The organism is Kitasatospora sp. NPDC085895, from assembly GCF_040702125.1.
GTDB classification, from domain to species: Bacteria; Actinomycetota; Actinomycetes; order Streptomycetales; family Streptomycetaceae; genus Kitasatospora; species Kitasatospora arboriphila.
In genome coordinates this window covers 1-14,507 of record NZ_JBFBJY010000076.1, presented here as the reverse complement: position 1 = coordinate 14,507, position 14,507 = coordinate 1, and the positions used below count along the sequence as shown (strand labels likewise).

Below are 14,507 nucleotides of genomic sequence, written 5' to 3'. Positions count from 1 at the left end.
GAATCCCGCAATCCGGGGCATCCGTCCGGATCAGGCGGAGTCCGGACGCTCCGGGCGGACGTGCACGACGTCCCCGGCGGCGACCGGGTGGCGGGCGCCGTCCGGGGTGCGGACGACCAGCCGTCCGTCGCCGTCCACCGCGACGGCCTCGCCGGCCAGTTCGCGCTCGCCCGGCAGCTGCACCCTCACCGGGCGGCCGAGCGTGGTGCAGCGGGCGGTGTAGGCGGGCAGCAGTCCGCTCGCGTGCGGGTCGCCGGCGGCGGCCCGCCACTCGCCGTACAGCTCGGCGAACTCGCGCAGCAGGCCGCGCAGCAGGGTCTGCCGGTCGGTGACGGCGGCGCCGGCGAGGGCGAGCGAGGACGCGGTGGGCACCGGGAGCTCCTCGGCGCGCAGCGAGACGTTGATGCCGAGTCCGGCGACGACGGCGCCGCCGGACAGTTCGGTGAGGATGCCGCCGATCTTGCGTTCCTCGCCGCCGACGGTGACCTGGAGGTCGTTCGGCCACTTGAGGCCGGTGTCGAGTTCGGCGATCTTGGCGACGGTGGCGGCCGCGGCGACGCCGACCAGGATCGGCAGCCAGCCGTACCGCTCGACCGGCACGCCGGTGGGCCGCAGCAGCATCGACAGGAAGAGGCCGGAGCGCGGCGGGGCGCTCCAGCGGCGCTCCATCCGGCCGCGGCCGGCGTGCTGGGCCTCGGCGACCAGGACGCCGCCCTCGGGGGCGCCGTCGCGGGCCCGGGCGGCGAGGTCGGTGTTGGTGGAACCGGTCTCGGTGACGACGTCGAAGGAGGTCCACAGGCCGCCGGGGACGACCAGGTCGCGGCGGAGGGCCACGGTGTCCAGCGGCGGGCGTTCGAGGTCCGTCCAGGGGGAGGGTCCGGCGCTCTGGCCGAGGCCGCGCAGGCCGCTGCGGCGGGGACGGGTGGGTTCGGGCTGCTCGGCGTCGGTCACCTGGCCAGCCTACCGACGGGGCACCGGCGCGGCCGCCGCCGCGCAGGGGGCGCGCGGGCCCCGCGCGGTGCCGGCGGGGGTGCGTACAGGCGGCTGCGGGCGCCCCGGCCACAGGCCGTCCCATCGTCCCGCAGATGGGCGTTCCGACACACTGTGTCGCTGGCCATAACACGATTCGCGCGCGGCTGGCTACGCTACTTGGCGGTAGTCGCAGTGCCGCCCTGCCCTCATGCCGTCGTCGGCTTCGGGAGCGGCCAAGGACCAGGGAGAGCCACCTCAATGACCGAGGCGCCGTACGACCCCCACACCACCGCCGGGAAACTCGCCGACCTGCGGCGCAGGATCGACGAGGCGGTGCACTCCGGCTCCGCCGCGGCCGTCGAGAAGCAGCACGCCAAGGGCAAGCTGACGGCGCGTGAGCGGGTGGTGGAGCTGCTGGACGAGGACTCGTTCGTCGAGTTCGACGAGTTCGCCCGGCACCGCTCGACCAACTTCGGCCAGGAGAGGAACCGGCCGTACGGCGACGGCGTGGTGACCGGCTACGGCACGATCGACGGCCGTCAGGTCGCCGTCTTCGCGCAGGACTTCACCGTCTTCGGCGGCTCCCTCGGCGAGGTGTTCGGCGAGAAGATCGTCAAGGTGATGGACTTCGCGCTGAAGACCGGCTGCCCGGTCATCGGCATCAACGACTCCGGCGGTGCCCGGATCCAGGAGGGCGTGGTCTCGCTCGGCCTGTACGGCGAGATCTTCCGCCGCAACGTGCACGCCTCGGGCGTCGTCCCGCAGATCTCGCTGATCATGGGCCCCTGCGCCGGCGGCGCGGTGTACTCCCCCGCGATCACCGACTTCGTGGTGATGGCCGACCAGACCTCGCACATGTTCATCACCGGCCCGGACGTCATCAAGACGGTCACCGGCGAGGACGTCGGCATGGAGGAGCTGGGCGGCGCCCGCACCCACAACACCAAGTCGGGCAACGCCCACTACCTGGCCGCGGACGAGAAGGAGGCGATCGAGTACGTCAAGAACCTGCTGTCGTACCTGCCCTCCAACAACCTCTCGGACCCGCCGGCCTACCCCGAGCAGGCCGACCTCTCGATCACCGACGAGGACCTCGAACTCGACACCATCGTGCCGGACTCGGCGAACCAGCCGTACGACATGCACAAGGTGATCGAGCACGTCCTGGACGACGGCGAGTTCCTGGAGACCCAGCCGCTGTTCGCCGGCAACATCATCACCGGCTTCGGCCGGGTCGAGGGCCACCCGGTCGGCATCGTCGGCAACCAGCCGATGGACCTGGCCGGCTGCCTGGATATCGACGCCAGCGAGAAGGCCGCCCGCTTCGTGCGGACCTGCGACAGCTTCAACATCCCGGTGCTGACCTTCGTCGACGTGCCCGGCTTCCTGCCCGGCACCGGGCAGGAGTGGGACGGCATCATCCGCCGCGGCGCCAAGCTGATCTACGCCTACGCCGAGGCCACCGTGCCGCTGATCACCGTGATCACCCGCAAGGCCTTCGGCGGCGCCTACGACGTCATGGGCTCCAAGCACCTCGGCGCCGACCTCAACCTGGCCTGGCCGACCGCCCAGATCGCCGTCATGGGCGCCCAGGGCGCGGCCAACATCGTCTACCGCCGCGAGCTGTCCGAGGCCGCCAAGGCGGGCGAGGACGTCGACGCCCGGCGCGCCGAGCTGGTCGCCGAGTACGAGGACACCCTGCTCAACCCGTACCTGGCCGCCGAGCGCGGCTACGTGGACGCGGTCATCGCGCCGAGCGAGACCCGCCGGCACGTCGTGCGCGGACTGCGGGCGCTGCGCGGCAAGCGGGAGACGCTGCCGCCGAAGAAGCACGGCAACATTCCGCTGTAGTCCGTTCCGGGAGAGGATCGACCCATGGCCCCCATCCAGGTGCTGCACGGGCAGCCGACCCCCGAGGAGCTGGCCACCGTCCTGGCGGTGGTCCAATCCCGGGCCGCCGCCGCGCAGGCCGCCGCCGAGGCGGCCGGCCGGGCGGGCGGCCCGGCATCCCCGTGGCGCGACCACGCGCGGAAGATGCGCACCATGCCGGCCCCCGGCCCCGCCGCCTGGCGGACCTCCGGCTGGGCCCGCTAGCAACCGAGCCGCAGGACGGCCCGGTGCACCCCCCTGCGCGGGGCGGTGCGCCGGGCCGTCCTGCGTGCTGCGTGCTGCGGCCGGCCGGTCAGCCCGTGGCGGCCGAGCAGGCCGTCCAGCGCCACCGCCCCCGGGCCGAGCACCGCGATCAGCAGGAACACCCAGGCGAACAGCGCGGCCGGCTCGCCGCCGTTCTGCATCGGCCAGAGCGCGTGCTCCTGGTGCACGGAGAAGTAGGCGTACGCCATCGAGCCGGAGCAGACGACGGCGGCGGCCCGGGTGGCGAGCCCGAGCAGCACCAGGGCGCCGCCGACGAGCTGGATGACCGCGGCGTACCAGCCGGGCCAGGACCACGCCTCCACCGTCGCGCCGCCCCGGCCGCCGGCCGGGACGCCGAACAGCGAGGCAGCGCCGTGGGCCGTGAACAACAGGCCAGCGACGACGCGGAACAGGGCCACCGCATACGGGCGGACGGCCTCTAATCTGACGGACGAACGGGACACGGTACGTCTCCTCGGCTGGAACATGCGGAAGCCGGACGCCGGTGGGCGCCCGGGGAGTCCCTGACCTGGTGGCGCTGCCGCGCCCTCCGCCCGCACGGATCATGAACGCGACAAGTCGTCCGGACCATTGGAGGGCCGGCCGCCCCTCACGTCAAGGGTTCCGGACGGAGGACGAGGGTTTGAGTACGCGTACTCAGGCGCCGTCCGCGACCGCGGCGCAGGCTGGTGAGGTGCTCTGGTCAGATCCCCGCGACGAGCCCTCCCCGGAAGCCCGGAGGGCGCAGCGGATGCTCCGCCGCGCCGGCCTGCTGCTGGCGGTCCTCGGCTTCGTCGCGGCGGTGCTGCTGGTGCGGTAGCAGCCCTCCGGCACGCGCCCCCGAGTGGTCTCCCGCCCCTGAGCTCGTCCCCGTGCCCCTAGGCTGGGCGGCATGACCGATCGCCGCATCCTCGTCCTCGCGTCCGCCTCCCCCGCCCGGCTCGGGCTGCTCCGCCAGGCCGGCCTCGACCCGCAGGTCCGGGTCAGCGGGGTCGACGAGGACGCGCTGACCGCCGCCACCCCCGCCGAACTCGCCCTGGTGCTCGCCGAGGCGAAGGCCAAGACGGTGGCCGCGGGCCTGTCCGGCGGCGAGCTGGTGATCGGCTGCGACTCGGTGCTGGAGCTGGACGGGCAGGCGCTCGGCAAGCCCTCGGACGCCGCCGAGGCGCTGGAGCGCTGGCGGTCGATGCGCGGTCGGTCGGGCGTGCTGCAGACCGGCCACTGCGTCGTCGACACCGCGACCGGCCGGCAGTCCTCGGCGACCGCCTCGACCACGGTCCGTTTCGGCACCCCGGACGACGAGGAGGTCGCCGCGTACATCGCCTCCGGCGAGCCCCTGCACGTGGCCGGGGCGTTCACCCTGGACGGCCGGTCGGCGCCGTTCGTGGAGGGCGTCGACGGCGACCCGGGCAACGTGATCGGCCTGTCGCTGCCGCTGCTGCGCCGCCTGCTGGCCGACCTGGGCGTGCGGATCACCGACCTCTGGGTCTGAGCCCCCGCGCGTCAGCGCTTCGGCGGCGCGGTGCGGGCCAGGAAGGCCAGCACGTCGGGCATCGCGCCGTCGGGGAGCAGCGGGACGCCGTGGTCGGAGCCCGGGTAGATCTTGAGCTGCTTGCCCTTGGCGGCGGCCGTGTCGTGCAGGCCGTGCGCGTAGTCGGCGAAGGGCTGGTCGCCCGCCTCGGCGGCGAACAGCACGGGGACGGTCAGCCGTTTGACGGCGTTGCTCGCGCTGTCGCCGCCGAAGGACTCGGCCGAGCTGAGCGAGACGACCGCGGCGGGCGGCACCGCGAGGTCGGGCAGCGAGCCGGCGACGATCGAGCCGGTGCCGCCCTTGGAGGCGCCGACCAGCACCAGGGCGGCGATGCCCCTGGTCTTCAGGTGGCCGGCCACCTGCTGGATGTTGTCCGAGACGTTCCCGTTGGCGGCGTAGGGCAGCACCGCGTAGCCGGCCCCGGTGAAGGCGTCCAGATAGGGGATCCAGTCGCAGAGGCTGCCGCCGTTCTGGTGCGAGAGGACGACGGCGGTCTTCGCGCCGCCGGTGTCGGAGTCGCGGAAGTAGGCCTGCACCGGGGCGAGCCCGTCGACGGTGACCGAACCCTCGGCGGCCTGTTCCTCGGTGAGGCAGCCGTGCCTGTCCGGGGCGCTCGCGGCTGCGGGCGCGGGTGTGCCGCCGCCGGAGGTGCAGCCCGCCAGTGCCGCGGCCACCGCCAGCGCGGTAGCGAGCCGTAGCGCCGTGGTGGTCCGCATCACATCGTCTCCCCGGGCCGAGGGCGGCCGGCCGCCGCCCGACGGGGCGTCACGTTAGGGGGAGCCACAGGCAGCGTCAATGGTCCATACCAGCCCCCACCGGTGGCGGCGCGAATCGGAACGGTCCGCTCCGCGCAGTGCCCTGCGGAATCGGACAGAACCGGGGGCGAACTACTGTCGCGGCGGGCCAGCCCGGCCCCGTACCGTCCCCCGATAGGCTGACGCAGCCGTCGGCCGGAAGGAGCGGGGGACATGACCGACAGCGTCCTCAACGTGGTGCTCGGGCTGGTGGCGTCGGCCATCAGCGCGGGCATCGGCTGGCTCGCCCAGACCGCGCGCCGCCGGCGCCGGCTGGAGCGCACCCGGCGGTTCTTCGGCATGCCGGAGGGCACCGAGTGCCTCCTGGTGGTCAACCGGGAGGCCGGACCCCGCGCCACCACCGCGGTGGCGCGCAACGACGTGTACGCGCTGATGGAACTCGCCGCCCTGGTGCGCGAGTGCGGGGCGCGGGCCGAGGTCGTGGCGCACGACCAGGTGCGCCAGGGGCTCGGCGCCAAGGCGGAGTTCTGCCTCGGCGGCCCGTCGAGCAACCAGCGCACGGCCGCCCACCTGGCGTCCTGGCTGCCCGGGGTCGAGGTCGCCTCGGGCGACACCGCCCTGACGATCACGGTGGGCGACAAGGAGTTCCCGCTCACCCGGCCGGTCCAGGAGGGCGTGCCGGTGTACGCCCTGCTGGCCAGGGTGCACGCCGGATCGGGTGACCGGCCGGTCTTCCTGATATCGGGTCAGACCTCCACGTCCAACCACGCGGCGGTCCGCTACCTGGCGGCCAACCACCGCGCGCTGGCGCGGCGGCACGGCACGGACAGCACGTTCGTGGTGGTGCTGAAGGTGGTCAACCCCGGGGCGTACGGTCCGGACGTGGTCGAGCTCGCCGCGGAGGTCACCGCCAAGGCGACGGCCAGGCCGGCGCCGGCGGCCGCCACGGCGGCGGCCTGACCTCCGTGTGGCGAAGGCCACGGGCCGGCACCGACGGCCCGGGGCCGCTGCGCGCCGCGGCGGACCGCGGCGCGTAGCGTCTCTACCAGCGGGGTCTGCCGCTGCGTGGTCGCGCGATCACGAAATCGGGTGACGCTCCGTGTGGGCTAGCTCACCACCAGGGACTACTCGCCGGTAGTGCCCTTAGATCCCTAGACTCAACGAGGTTCAAGAAGGGAGCCACAGTGCGCAAGGTGCTCATCGCCAACCGCGGAGAGATCGCTGTCCGCGTCGCCCGGGCGTGTCGGGACGCCGGTATCGCCAGCGTCGCCGTCTACGCCGAGCCCGATCGGGACGCGCTGCACGTCCGCGCGGCCGACGAGGCCTACGCGCTCGGCGGCGACACCCCCGCGACCAGCTACCTGGACATCGCCAAGGTGCTCAAGGCGGCCGCCGACGCGGGTGCGGACGCCGTCCACCCCGGTTACGGCTTCCTCTCCGAGAACGCCGACTTCGCCGAGGCCGTGATCGCGGCCGGTCTGATCTGGATCGGCCCGCCGCCGCAGGCCATCCGCGACCTCGGCGACAAGGTCACCGCGCGGCACGTCGCCCAGCGCGCCGGTGCCCCGCTGGTCGCCGGCACGCCGGAGCCGGTGTCCGGCGCCGACGAGGTCGTCGCCTTCGCCACCGAGCACGGCCTGCCGGTCGCCATCAAGGCGGCGTACGGCGGCGGCGGCCGCGGCCTGAAGGTCGCCCGCACGCTCGAGGAGATCCCCGAGCTGTACGAGTCCGCCGTCCGCGAGGCGGTCGCCGCCTTCGGTCGCGGCGAGTGCTTCGTCGAGCAGTACCTGGACAAGCCGCGGCACGTGGAGACCCAGTGCCTGGCCGACCAGCACGGCAACGTGGTGATCGTCTCCACCCGTGACTGCTCGCTGCAGCGCCGCCACCAGAAGCTGGTCGAGGAGGCCCCCGCGCCGTTCCTGACCGCCGAGCAGAACGCGGAGCTGTACCGCGCCTCCAAGGCCATCCTCCGCGAGGCGGGTTACGTCGGCGCCGGTACCTGCGAGTTCCTGGTCTCCCAGGACGGCCTGATCTCCTTCCTGGAGGTCAACACCCGCCTGCAGGTCGAGCACCCGGTCTCCGAGGAGGTCACCGGCATCGACCTGGTCCGCGAGATGTTCCGGATCGCCGACGGCGAGGAGCTCGGCTACGACGACCCGGAGATCCGCGGTCACTCGATCGAGTTCCGCATCAACGGCGAGGACCCGGGCCGGGGCTTCCTGCCCGCCCCGGGCACGGTGTCGCTGTTCGCCCCGCCGTCCGGCCCGGGCGTCCGCCTGGACGCCGGCGTCGAGACCGGTTCGGTCATCGGCCCCGCCTGGGACTCGCTGCTCGCCAAGCTGATCGTCACCGGCAGCACCCGGCAGCAGGCCCTGCAGCGCGCCGCCCGTGCGCTGGAGGAGTTCAAGGTCGAGGGCATGGCGACCGCCATCCCGTTCCACCGCGCGGTGGTCACCGACCCGGCGTTCGCGCCCGAGGTGCACGGCAGCGACGCGCCGTTCTCGGTCTACACCCGCTGGATCGAGACCGAGTTCCAGAACACCATCCCGCCGTTCGCCGGTGCCGGCGCCGAGGGCGAGGAGGCCGAGGGCCGCGAGACCGTCGTCGTCGAGGTCGGCGGCAAGCGGATCGAGGTCTCGCTGCCGTCCTCGCTGGGCGTCGCGAGCGCCCCGGCGGCGACCGGCACCAAGGTGGCCAAGCGCCGCGTCGGCGCGAAGAAGGCGGGCTCCGCGGTCAGCGGCGACACCCTCGCCTCGCCGATGCAGGGCACCATCGTCAAGGTCGCCGTCGAGGAGGGCCAGGTCGTCGCCGAGGGCGAGCTGATCGTCGTCCTGGAGGCCATGAAGATGGAGCAGCCGCTCAACGCCCACAAGGCCGGCACCATCGTCGGCCTCAAGGCCGAGGTCGGTGCCAGCGTCAGCAGCGGCGCCGCGCTCTGCGAGATCAAGGACAACTGACCCCGCGTCGGACGTCGGACGGCCGGCCCGCACCCCTCGGGTGTGCGGGCCGGCCGTCGGCCGTTCGGGGTCGGCTCAGGGCCGGCTCAGGGCCGGCCGGTGGCCGGCGGGCGGGGCCATCAGAGCGGCGTGCCCGGGGCGGCGCTGGCCGGGCAGCGGGGCGCCGGGCGGTGCGGTGCGCCGCGGGCCGCCGGCGGGCGGTGCCTGGTGCGGCGTCATCGGGTGCGCCGGGCCGCCGCTGTGCACCGTCGGCTCCGCGGGCGTGCCGAGCGGGGCGAGCGAGATCTGCACCCCGCAGTCGGCGAGCGCGTCGAGCTCCCGGGCGGTCGGGTCCTGCGCGGCGGACTGCTCGTCGGTGACCAGCCGGGTGATGGCCTCCGTCGGCACCGTCTGGAACATGGTGTCGGAGCCCAGCTTGGTGTGGTCGGCGAGGACGATCACCTCCGTCGCCGCCTGCACCAGTGCGCGGTCCACGCTCGCGGACAGCATGTTGGTGGTCGACAGGCCGCGCTCGGCGGTCAGCCCGCTGCCGGAGACGAACGCCTTCGACACCCGCAGGCCGGCCAGTGACTGTTCGGCGCCGCTGCCCACCAGGGCGTAGTTGGAGCCGCGCAGGGTGCCGCCGGTCATCACCACCTCGACGCGGTTGGCGTGCGCCAGCGCCTGGGCGACCAGCAGCGAGTTGGTGACCACGGTGAGGCCGGGCACCCGGGCGAGCCGGCGGGCCAGCTCCTGGGTGGTGGTGCCGGCGCCCACGACCACGGCGTCGCCCTCCTCGACCAGGCCGGCGGCCAGGTCGGCGATGGCGCTCTTCTCGGCCGCGGCGAGATGGGTCTTCTGCGGGTAGCCGGGCTCCCGGCTGAAGCCTCCGGGGAGCACCGCCCCGCCGTGCCGGCGGTCGAGCAGCCCTTCGGCCTCCAGGGCCCGGACGTCCCGACGGACGGTGACTTCGGAGGTCTGGACGACGCGGGCCAACTCCCGGAGCGAGACCGCTCCGTTGGCGCGCACCATTTCGAGGATCAACTGGCGACGTTCTGCAGCAAACACGGAACCGACGGTAACGTGAATGACCGTCTGCTTTCAGGCGTTTGCAGCCAGTAGCCGGAAACGCTCACGTACGAGCGGCGCGCGACCGTACAATTCGCGCCGCGGGCGGCTCCGCGCACGCTCGGCCGCGCGGGTGGAACGCGGAGGGCGGCCGCCGCGGCGGCCGCCCCGGATGCGCGCGGCAGGTCAGGAGTCCGAGCCCTCGCGCTTGCGGATGTGCAGCTGCCGGGCGGCCTCCGCGGTGGAGCCGGACAGCGACGGGTACACGGTGAACGCGCCGGCCACCTGTTCGACCGTCAAGTTGTTGTCCACGGCGAGCGAGATCGAATGGATGAGTTCGCTGGCGCGCGGCGCGACGACCACGCCGCCGACCACGATGCCGGTGCCGGGGCGGCAGAACAGCTTCACGAAGCCGTCCCGGATGCCCTGCATCTTGGCCCGCGGGTTGCCGCGCAGCGGCAGCTTCACCTCGACGGCGTCCATCGTGCCGCCGGCCACGTCGGCGGCCGTGTAGCCGACCGTGGCGATCTCCGGGTCGGTGAAGACGTTGGAGGCGACGGTCTTCAGGTTCAGCGGCTGCACCGCGTCGCCGAGCGCGTGGTACATCGCGATCCGGCCCTGCATGGCGGCGACCGAGGCGAGCATGAAGACGCCGGTGCAGTCGCCGGCCGCGTAGACGCCCGGGGCGGTGGTGCGGGACACCCGGTCGACCTTGATCTGGCCCCAGTCGTTCAGCGCGACGCCGGCCTCCTCCAGGCCCATGTCCGCGGTGTTGGGGATCGAGCCGACCGCCATCAGGCAGTGGGTGCCCTCGATGACCGTGCCGTCGGAGAGGGTGACCTCGACCTTGTCGCCGATCCGCTTGGCGCTCTCGGCGCGCGAGCGGCTCATCACGTTCATGCCGCGGCGGCGGAAGACGTCCTCCAGCACCTCGGCGGCGTCCGGGTCCTCGCCCGGCAGCACCCGGTCGCGGCTGGAGACCAGCGTGACGTCGGAACCGAGCGCCTGGTAGGCGCCGGCGAACTCGGCGCCGGTGACGCCGGAGCCGACCACGATCAGCTCGCGGGGCAGCTCGTCGAGGTCGTAGACCTGGGTCCAGGTGAGGATCCGCTCGCCGTCCGGCTGGGCGTCGGGCAGCTCGCGCGGGTGCACGCCGGTGGCGATCAGCACGGCGTCGGCGCGCACCGTCTCGGTGGTGCCGTCCTCGCGGTCGACCACCACCTCGCGGGAGCCGTCCACCGCCTGGCCGCCGGCGCCGAGCCGGCCCTTGCCGCGGAGCACGGTGACACCGGCCCGGGTGACGGCCTGGGTGATGTCGTGGGACTGGGCGATCGCGAGGCGCTTCACGCGTCGGTTGACCTTGCCGAGGTCGACGCCGACCACCCGGGCGGACTGCGCGAGCGGCGGGGTGTCGTCGGCGACGATGATGCCGAGCTCCTCGTAGGAGCTGTCGAAGGTCGTCATCACCTCGGCGGTGGCGATCAGCGTCTTGGACGGCACGCAGTCCGTCAGCACCGCCGATCCGCCCAGGCCGTCGCGGTCGACGACGGTCACCTCCGCGCCGAGCTGGGCGGCCACCAGGGCCGCCTCGTATCCGCCGGGTCCGCCACCGATGATCACGATCCGAGTCACGGGCACCATTCTCCCGCATGCCGGAACCAAAGCCACGCCGGGGGCGTTGCCTCCTGTCCGGGCCCTTCGGCGGGCTCCTGCGGGCGCCCCCGCGGGCCCGCCCGTTCCGGTCCGGGGCAGCGCTCTCCCGTAGGCTGGCGCCCATGTCGCTCTACGCCGCGTACGCCACGAACCTCGACGCCCGGCAGATGACCAGGCGCGCCCCGCACTCCCCGCTGCGCGGCACCGGCTGGCTGGACGGCTGGCGGCTGACCTTCGGCGGCGAGCAGCTGGGCTGGGAGGGCTCGCTGGCGACGGTGGTGGAGGACGAGAAGGAGCAGGTCTTCGTCTCGCTCTACGACGTCTCGCCGATGGACGAGGAGGGGCTCGACCGCTGGGAGGGCGTGCAGCTCGGCATCTACCGCAAGATCCGGCTGCGGGCGCACACCCTGGACGGCGACATCCCGGTCTGGACGTACGTGCTGAACGACTACGAGGGCGGCCTGCCCGCCGCCCGCTACCTCGGGCTGATCGCGGACGCGGCGGAGAGCGCCGGCGCCCCCGACGACTACGTGCACGAGCTGCGCCGCCGCCCCTGCTGAGCCCGGCCGCGGCCCGCCGCGGCCGCGACGGTACCGCTCGGCGGCGCCGCGACCGGGGTCCGCGGCCTCGTGCGATCCGACGGACCGGGGTGTCCGCAGGCCGCCTGTCACGGTATTTCCGGATGATTCGGGTAACGATCCGGCGCGTCTTGGCGGGATTGTCTACGCGCGTAGGCGAATCTTGTCTATCCTCGGACCCGTGAACGCATCTCCTCAGTCGGTCGTCTCCGCCGACCCCTACGCCGCCGCCCGGGCCGCCGCCGACCGCCTCCGCGAGCTGACCGGCGTCGACCGCCACGACGTCGCCCTCGTCATGGGCTCCGGCTGGGTGCCGGCCGCCGACGCCCTGGGCGAGACCGTGGCCGAGTTCCCGGTCACCGAACTCCCGGGCTTCCCCGCCCCCGCCGTCGCCGGGCACGCCGGCCGGATCCGCTCCGTGAAGATCGGCGAGAAGCGCGCCCTGATCTTCCTCGGCCGCAACCACTACTACGAGGGCCACGGCGTGGCCACCGTGGTGCACGGCGTCCGCACCGCCGCCGCCGCGGGCTGCGGCATCGTCGTCCTCACCAACGGCTGCGGCGGCCTGCGCGAGGGCTGGACCCCGGGCCAGCCGGTCCTGATCAGCGACCACATCAACCTCACCGCCGACTCGCCGATCGTCGGCGCCAACTTCGTCGACCTCACCGACCTCTACTCCAAGCGGCTGCGCGCCCTGTGCCGCGAGGTCGACCCGACCCTCGACGAGGCCGTCTACGTGCAGTTCCGCGGCCCGCACTACGAGACCCCGGCCGAGGTCAACATGGCCCGGGTGATCGGCGGCGAGCTGGTCGGCATGTCGACCACGCTGGAGGCCATCGCCGCCCGCGAGGCCGGCACCGAGGTGCTCGGCATCTCCCTGGTGACCAACCTGGCCGCCGGCATCACCGGCGAGCCGCTCAACCACGAAGAGGTGCTGGAGGCCGGCAAGGCCAGCGCCGAGCGGATGGGCGCGCTGCTCGCGAAGGTCCTTGAGCGGATCTGAGCCCGCACTGACGCAGAATCAGTAGACCGGCGGCAGGCCGCGGCACCCCCGCGGTGCCGCGGCCGCCGCCGGCCGGCCCACACCCCCGTTTGGAGCTCGCAGCATGGCGCAGGCACCCACCACCGACCTCCTCGCCCGGGCCCGTGCGTGGCTCGCCGAGGATCCCGACCCGCAGACCCGCGCGGAGCTCACCGAGCTGCTCGCCGCCGCCGAGGGCCCCGACGCCGAGTCCGGGGAGCGGATCGCCTGGTCCCGGCTGGCCGAACGCTTCGCCGGCCGCCTCCAGTTCGGCACCGCGGGCCTGCGCGGCGAACTCGGCGCCGGCCCGATGCGGATGAACCGCGCCGTGGTGATCCGCGCCGCCGCCGGCCTCGCCGCGTACGTGCGCAAGAACCCCGGACTGGGCGACCTCGTGGTGATCGGCTACGACGCCCGGCACAAGTCGTACGACTTCGCCCGGGACACCGCCGCCGCCGTGGTCGGCGCCGGTCTGCGCGCCGCCCTGCTGCCGCGGCCGCTGCCCACCCCGGTGCTCGCCTTCGCGATCCGCCACCTCGGCGCCGCGGCCGGCGTCACGGTGACGGCCAGCCACAACCCGCCGCAGGACAACGGGTACAAGGTCTACCTGGGCGACGGCTCGCAGATCGTGCCGCCCGCGGACATCGAGATCGCCGCCGAGATCGACGCGATCGGCGCCCTCGCCGACGTCCCGCTCGCCGAGGGCGGCTGGGAGGTGCTCGGCGACGACGTCGTCGAGGCCTACCTCGACCGCGCGGTCACCGTGCTGGACCCGGCCGGCGCCCGCGCGCTGGACGTGGTCTACACGCCGCTGCACGGCGTCGGCCGGGACGTCCTGCTCGCCGCCTTCAAGCAGGCCGGCTTCCCGGCGCCCACCGTGGTCGCCGAGCAGGCCGAGCCCGACCCCGACTTCCCGACCGTGGCCTTCCCCAACCCGGAGGAGCCCGGCGCGATGGACCTGTCCTTCCGGACGGCCGCCGCCGCCGGCCCGGACATCGTCATCGCCAACGACCCGGACGCCGACCGCTGCGCGGTGGCCGTCCCGGACAACGGCGGCTGGCGGATGCTCCGCGGCGACGACGTCGGCGCGCTGCTCGGCTCGGCCCTGGTCGCCAAGCGGGTCGGCGGCACCTTCGCCACCACCATCGTCTCCTCCACCCTGCTCGGCCGGATCGCCGCCGCCGCGGGCCTCGGCTACACCGAGACGCTCACCGGCTTCAAGTGGATCTCCCGCGCCGAGGGCCTGCGCTACGGCTACGAGGAGGCGCTCGGCTACTGCGTCGACCCGGAGGGCGTCCGCGACAAGGACGGCATCACCGCCGCCCTGCTGATCGCCGAGCTCGCCGCGACCCTCAAGCGGTCCGGCCGCACCCTCACCGACCTGCTGGACGACCTGGCGCTGGAGCACGGCCTGCACGCCACCGACCAGCTCTCCGCCCGGGTCGACGACCTCGCGCTGATCGCCGAGGCCATGCACCGGCTGCGCGAGCGGCCGCCGACGGTCCTGGCCGGGCTGCAGGTCACCCGGGCCGACGACCTCACGGCCGGCTCCGCCGACCTGCCGGCCACCGACGGCCTGCGCTACTACCTGGCCGGCGAGGGCGTCCGCTCCGCCCGGATCGTCGTCCGGCCCTCCGGCACGGAGCCCAAGCTCAAGTGCTACCTGGAGGTCGTCCTCCCCGTCGCCGACGCCGCCGGACTGGCCGACGCCCGCGTGCGGGCCGCCGCCCTGCTCGACGGCATCAAGCGCGACCTCGCGGCTGCCGCAGGCATCGGCGCCTGACGGCCCGGCGCCGCCCCGCCGGCCCCCCCCCTGGGGCCCCCGGCGGCGCCCCACCGCAACCGCCCCCCCCCCCCCCC

14 protein-coding genes are annotated in these 14,507 nt (G+C 74.1%); 9 read left to right on the top strand and 5 right to left on the bottom strand.

Annotation, left to right across the window (positions count from 1 at the left end):
• Positions 1–30: 30 nt before the first annotated feature.
• Entirely contained in the window at positions 31–903 is an 873-nt protein-coding gene (locus AB0442_RS33030; protein ID WP_366167320.1) for a biotin--[acetyl-CoA-carboxylase] ligase, read from the bottom strand.
• 327 nt (positions 904–1,230) lie between these two features.
• On the opposite strand from AB0442_RS33030, the gene AB0442_RS33025 reads away from it, so the two are divergent.
• Together AB0442_RS33025 and AB0442_RS33020 are read left to right on the top strand one after the other, a co-directional pair.
• Positions 1,231–2,823 (top strand): acyl-CoA carboxylase subunit beta, encoded by a 1,593-nt coding sequence (locus AB0442_RS33025; RefSeq protein ID WP_363543365.1) that lies wholly within the window; start codon positions 1,231–1,233, stop codon positions 2,821–2,823.
• Positions 2,824–2,847: 24 nt separating this feature from the next.
• On the top strand, positions 2,848–3,066 hold the full coding sequence (locus AB0442_RS33020) for an acyl-CoA carboxylase subunit epsilon (protein WP_359982280.1): 219 nt from the start codon (positions 2,848–2,850) through the stop codon (positions 3,064–3,066).
• Here the strand turns inward: AB0442_RS33020 and AB0442_RS33015 are convergent.
• Positions 3,063–3,569, bottom strand: a complete 507-nt coding sequence (locus AB0442_RS33015) for a DoxX family protein (RefSeq protein WP_366167308.1) — start codon at positions 3,567–3,569, stop codon at positions 3,063–3,065. The genes AB0442_RS33020 and AB0442_RS33015 overlap by 4 nt on opposite strands.
• Before the next feature lie 179 nt (positions 3,570–3,748).
• Here AB0442_RS33015 and AB0442_RS33010 point away from each other — a divergent pair, with 179 nt between their 5' ends.
• The gene (locus AB0442_RS33010) at positions 3,749–3,925 is read left to right on the top strand and encodes a hypothetical protein (RefSeq protein WP_366167323.1); all 177 of its coding nucleotides are present in this window, start codon (positions 3,749–3,751) and stop codon (positions 3,923–3,925) included.
• 72 nt (positions 3,926–3,997) lie between these two features.
• Positions 3,998–4,597, top strand: a complete 600-nt coding sequence (locus AB0442_RS33005) for a nucleoside triphosphate pyrophosphatase (RefSeq protein ID WP_366167307.1) — start codon at positions 3,998–4,000, stop codon at positions 4,595–4,597.
• Between the two features lie 11 nt (positions 4,598–4,608).
• On the opposite strand, the gene AB0442_RS33000 is transcribed toward AB0442_RS33005, so the two are convergent.
• Entirely contained in the window at positions 4,609–5,352 is a 744-nt protein-coding gene (locus tag AB0442_RS33000) for a hypothetical protein (RefSeq protein WP_366167306.1), read from the bottom strand.
• Positions 5,353–5,604: 252 nt separating this feature from the next.
• Between AB0442_RS33000 and AB0442_RS32995 the strand changes: the two genes are divergently transcribed.
• Positions 5,605–6,351, top strand: coding sequence for a hypothetical protein (locus AB0442_RS32995; RefSeq protein WP_366167305.1), 747 nt, complete (start codon positions 5,605–5,607; stop codon positions 6,349–6,351).
• A 224-nt stretch (positions 6,352–6,575) separates the two neighbouring features.
• A complete protein-coding gene (locus AB0442_RS32990; protein WP_366167304.1) occupies positions 6,576–8,348 on the top strand; it encodes a biotin carboxylase N-terminal domain-containing protein in 1,773 nt (590 codons plus the stop codon).
• A 75-nt stretch (positions 8,349–8,423) separates the two neighbouring features.
• On the opposite strand, the gene AB0442_RS32985 is transcribed toward AB0442_RS32990, so the two are convergent.
• Positions 8,424–9,395: a DeoR/GlpR family DNA-binding transcription regulator gene (locus AB0442_RS32985; RefSeq protein ID WP_366167303.1), complete on the bottom strand. Its 972-nt coding sequence runs from the start codon at positions 9,393–9,395 to the stop codon at positions 8,424–8,426.
• 186 nt (positions 9,396–9,581) lie between these two features.
• Positions 9,582–11,036 carry an NAD(P)H-quinone dehydrogenase gene (locus AB0442_RS32980; protein ID WP_366167302.1) on the bottom strand — a complete coding sequence of 485 codons (1,455 nt, stop codon included), beginning with the start codon at positions 11,034–11,036 and terminating at the stop codon, positions 9,582–9,584.
• A gap of 134 nt (positions 11,037–11,170) precedes the next feature.
• Here AB0442_RS32980 and AB0442_RS32975 point away from each other — a divergent pair, with 134 nt between their 5' ends.
• The 3 genes from AB0442_RS32975 (at position 11,171) to AB0442_RS32965 (ending at position 14,430) form a co-directional block, all read left to right on the top strand.
• A complete protein-coding gene (locus AB0442_RS32975; protein ID WP_366167301.1) occupies positions 11,171–11,608 on the top strand; it encodes a gamma-glutamylcyclotransferase in 438 nt (145 codons plus the stop codon).
• A gap of 199 nt (positions 11,609–11,807) precedes the next feature.
• Positions 11,808–12,629, top strand: a complete 822-nt coding sequence (locus AB0442_RS32970; protein ID WP_366167300.1) for a purine-nucleoside phosphorylase — start codon at positions 11,808–11,810, stop codon at positions 12,627–12,629.
• Between the two features lie 103 nt (positions 12,630–12,732).
• Positions 12,733–14,430: a phospho-sugar mutase gene (locus AB0442_RS32965; RefSeq protein ID WP_363543349.1), complete on the top strand. Its 1,698-nt coding sequence runs from the start codon at positions 12,733–12,735 to the stop codon at positions 14,428–14,430.
• Positions 14,431–14,507: the final 77 nt, after the last annotated feature.

Bases quoted from the DNA above. Each gene is read 5' to 3' on its own strand.
- AB0442_RS32995 (WP_366167305.1), top strand. From the start codon at position 5,605: ATGACCGACAGCGTCCTCAACGTGGTGCTCGGGCTGGTGGCGTCGGCC.
- AB0442_RS33020 (WP_359982280.1), top strand. From the start codon at position 2,848: ATGGCCCCCATCCAGGTGCTGCACGGGCAGCCGACCCCCGAGGAGCTG.
- AB0442_RS32965 (WP_363543349.1), top strand. From the start codon at position 12,733: ATGGCGCAGGCACCCACCACCGACCTCCTCGCCCGGGCCCGTGCGTGG.
- AB0442_RS32980 (WP_366167302.1), bottom strand. From the start codon at position 11,036: ATGGTGCCCGTGACTCGGATCGTGATCATCGGTGGCGGACCCGGCGGA.
- AB0442_RS33005 (WP_366167307.1), top strand. From the start codon at position 3,998: ATGACCGATCGCCGCATCCTCGTCCTCGCGTCCGCCTCCCCCGCCCGG.
- AB0442_RS33025 (WP_363543365.1), top strand. From the start codon at position 1,231: ATGACCGAGGCGCCGTACGACCCCCACACCACCGCCGGGAAACTCGCC.
- AB0442_RS33000 (WP_366167306.1), bottom strand. From the start codon at position 5,352: ATGCGGACCACCACGGCGCTACGGCTCGCTACCGCGCTGGCGGTGGCC.
- AB0442_RS32975 (WP_366167301.1), top strand. From the start codon at position 11,171: ATGTCGCTCTACGCCGCGTACGCCACGAACCTCGACGCCCGGCAGATG.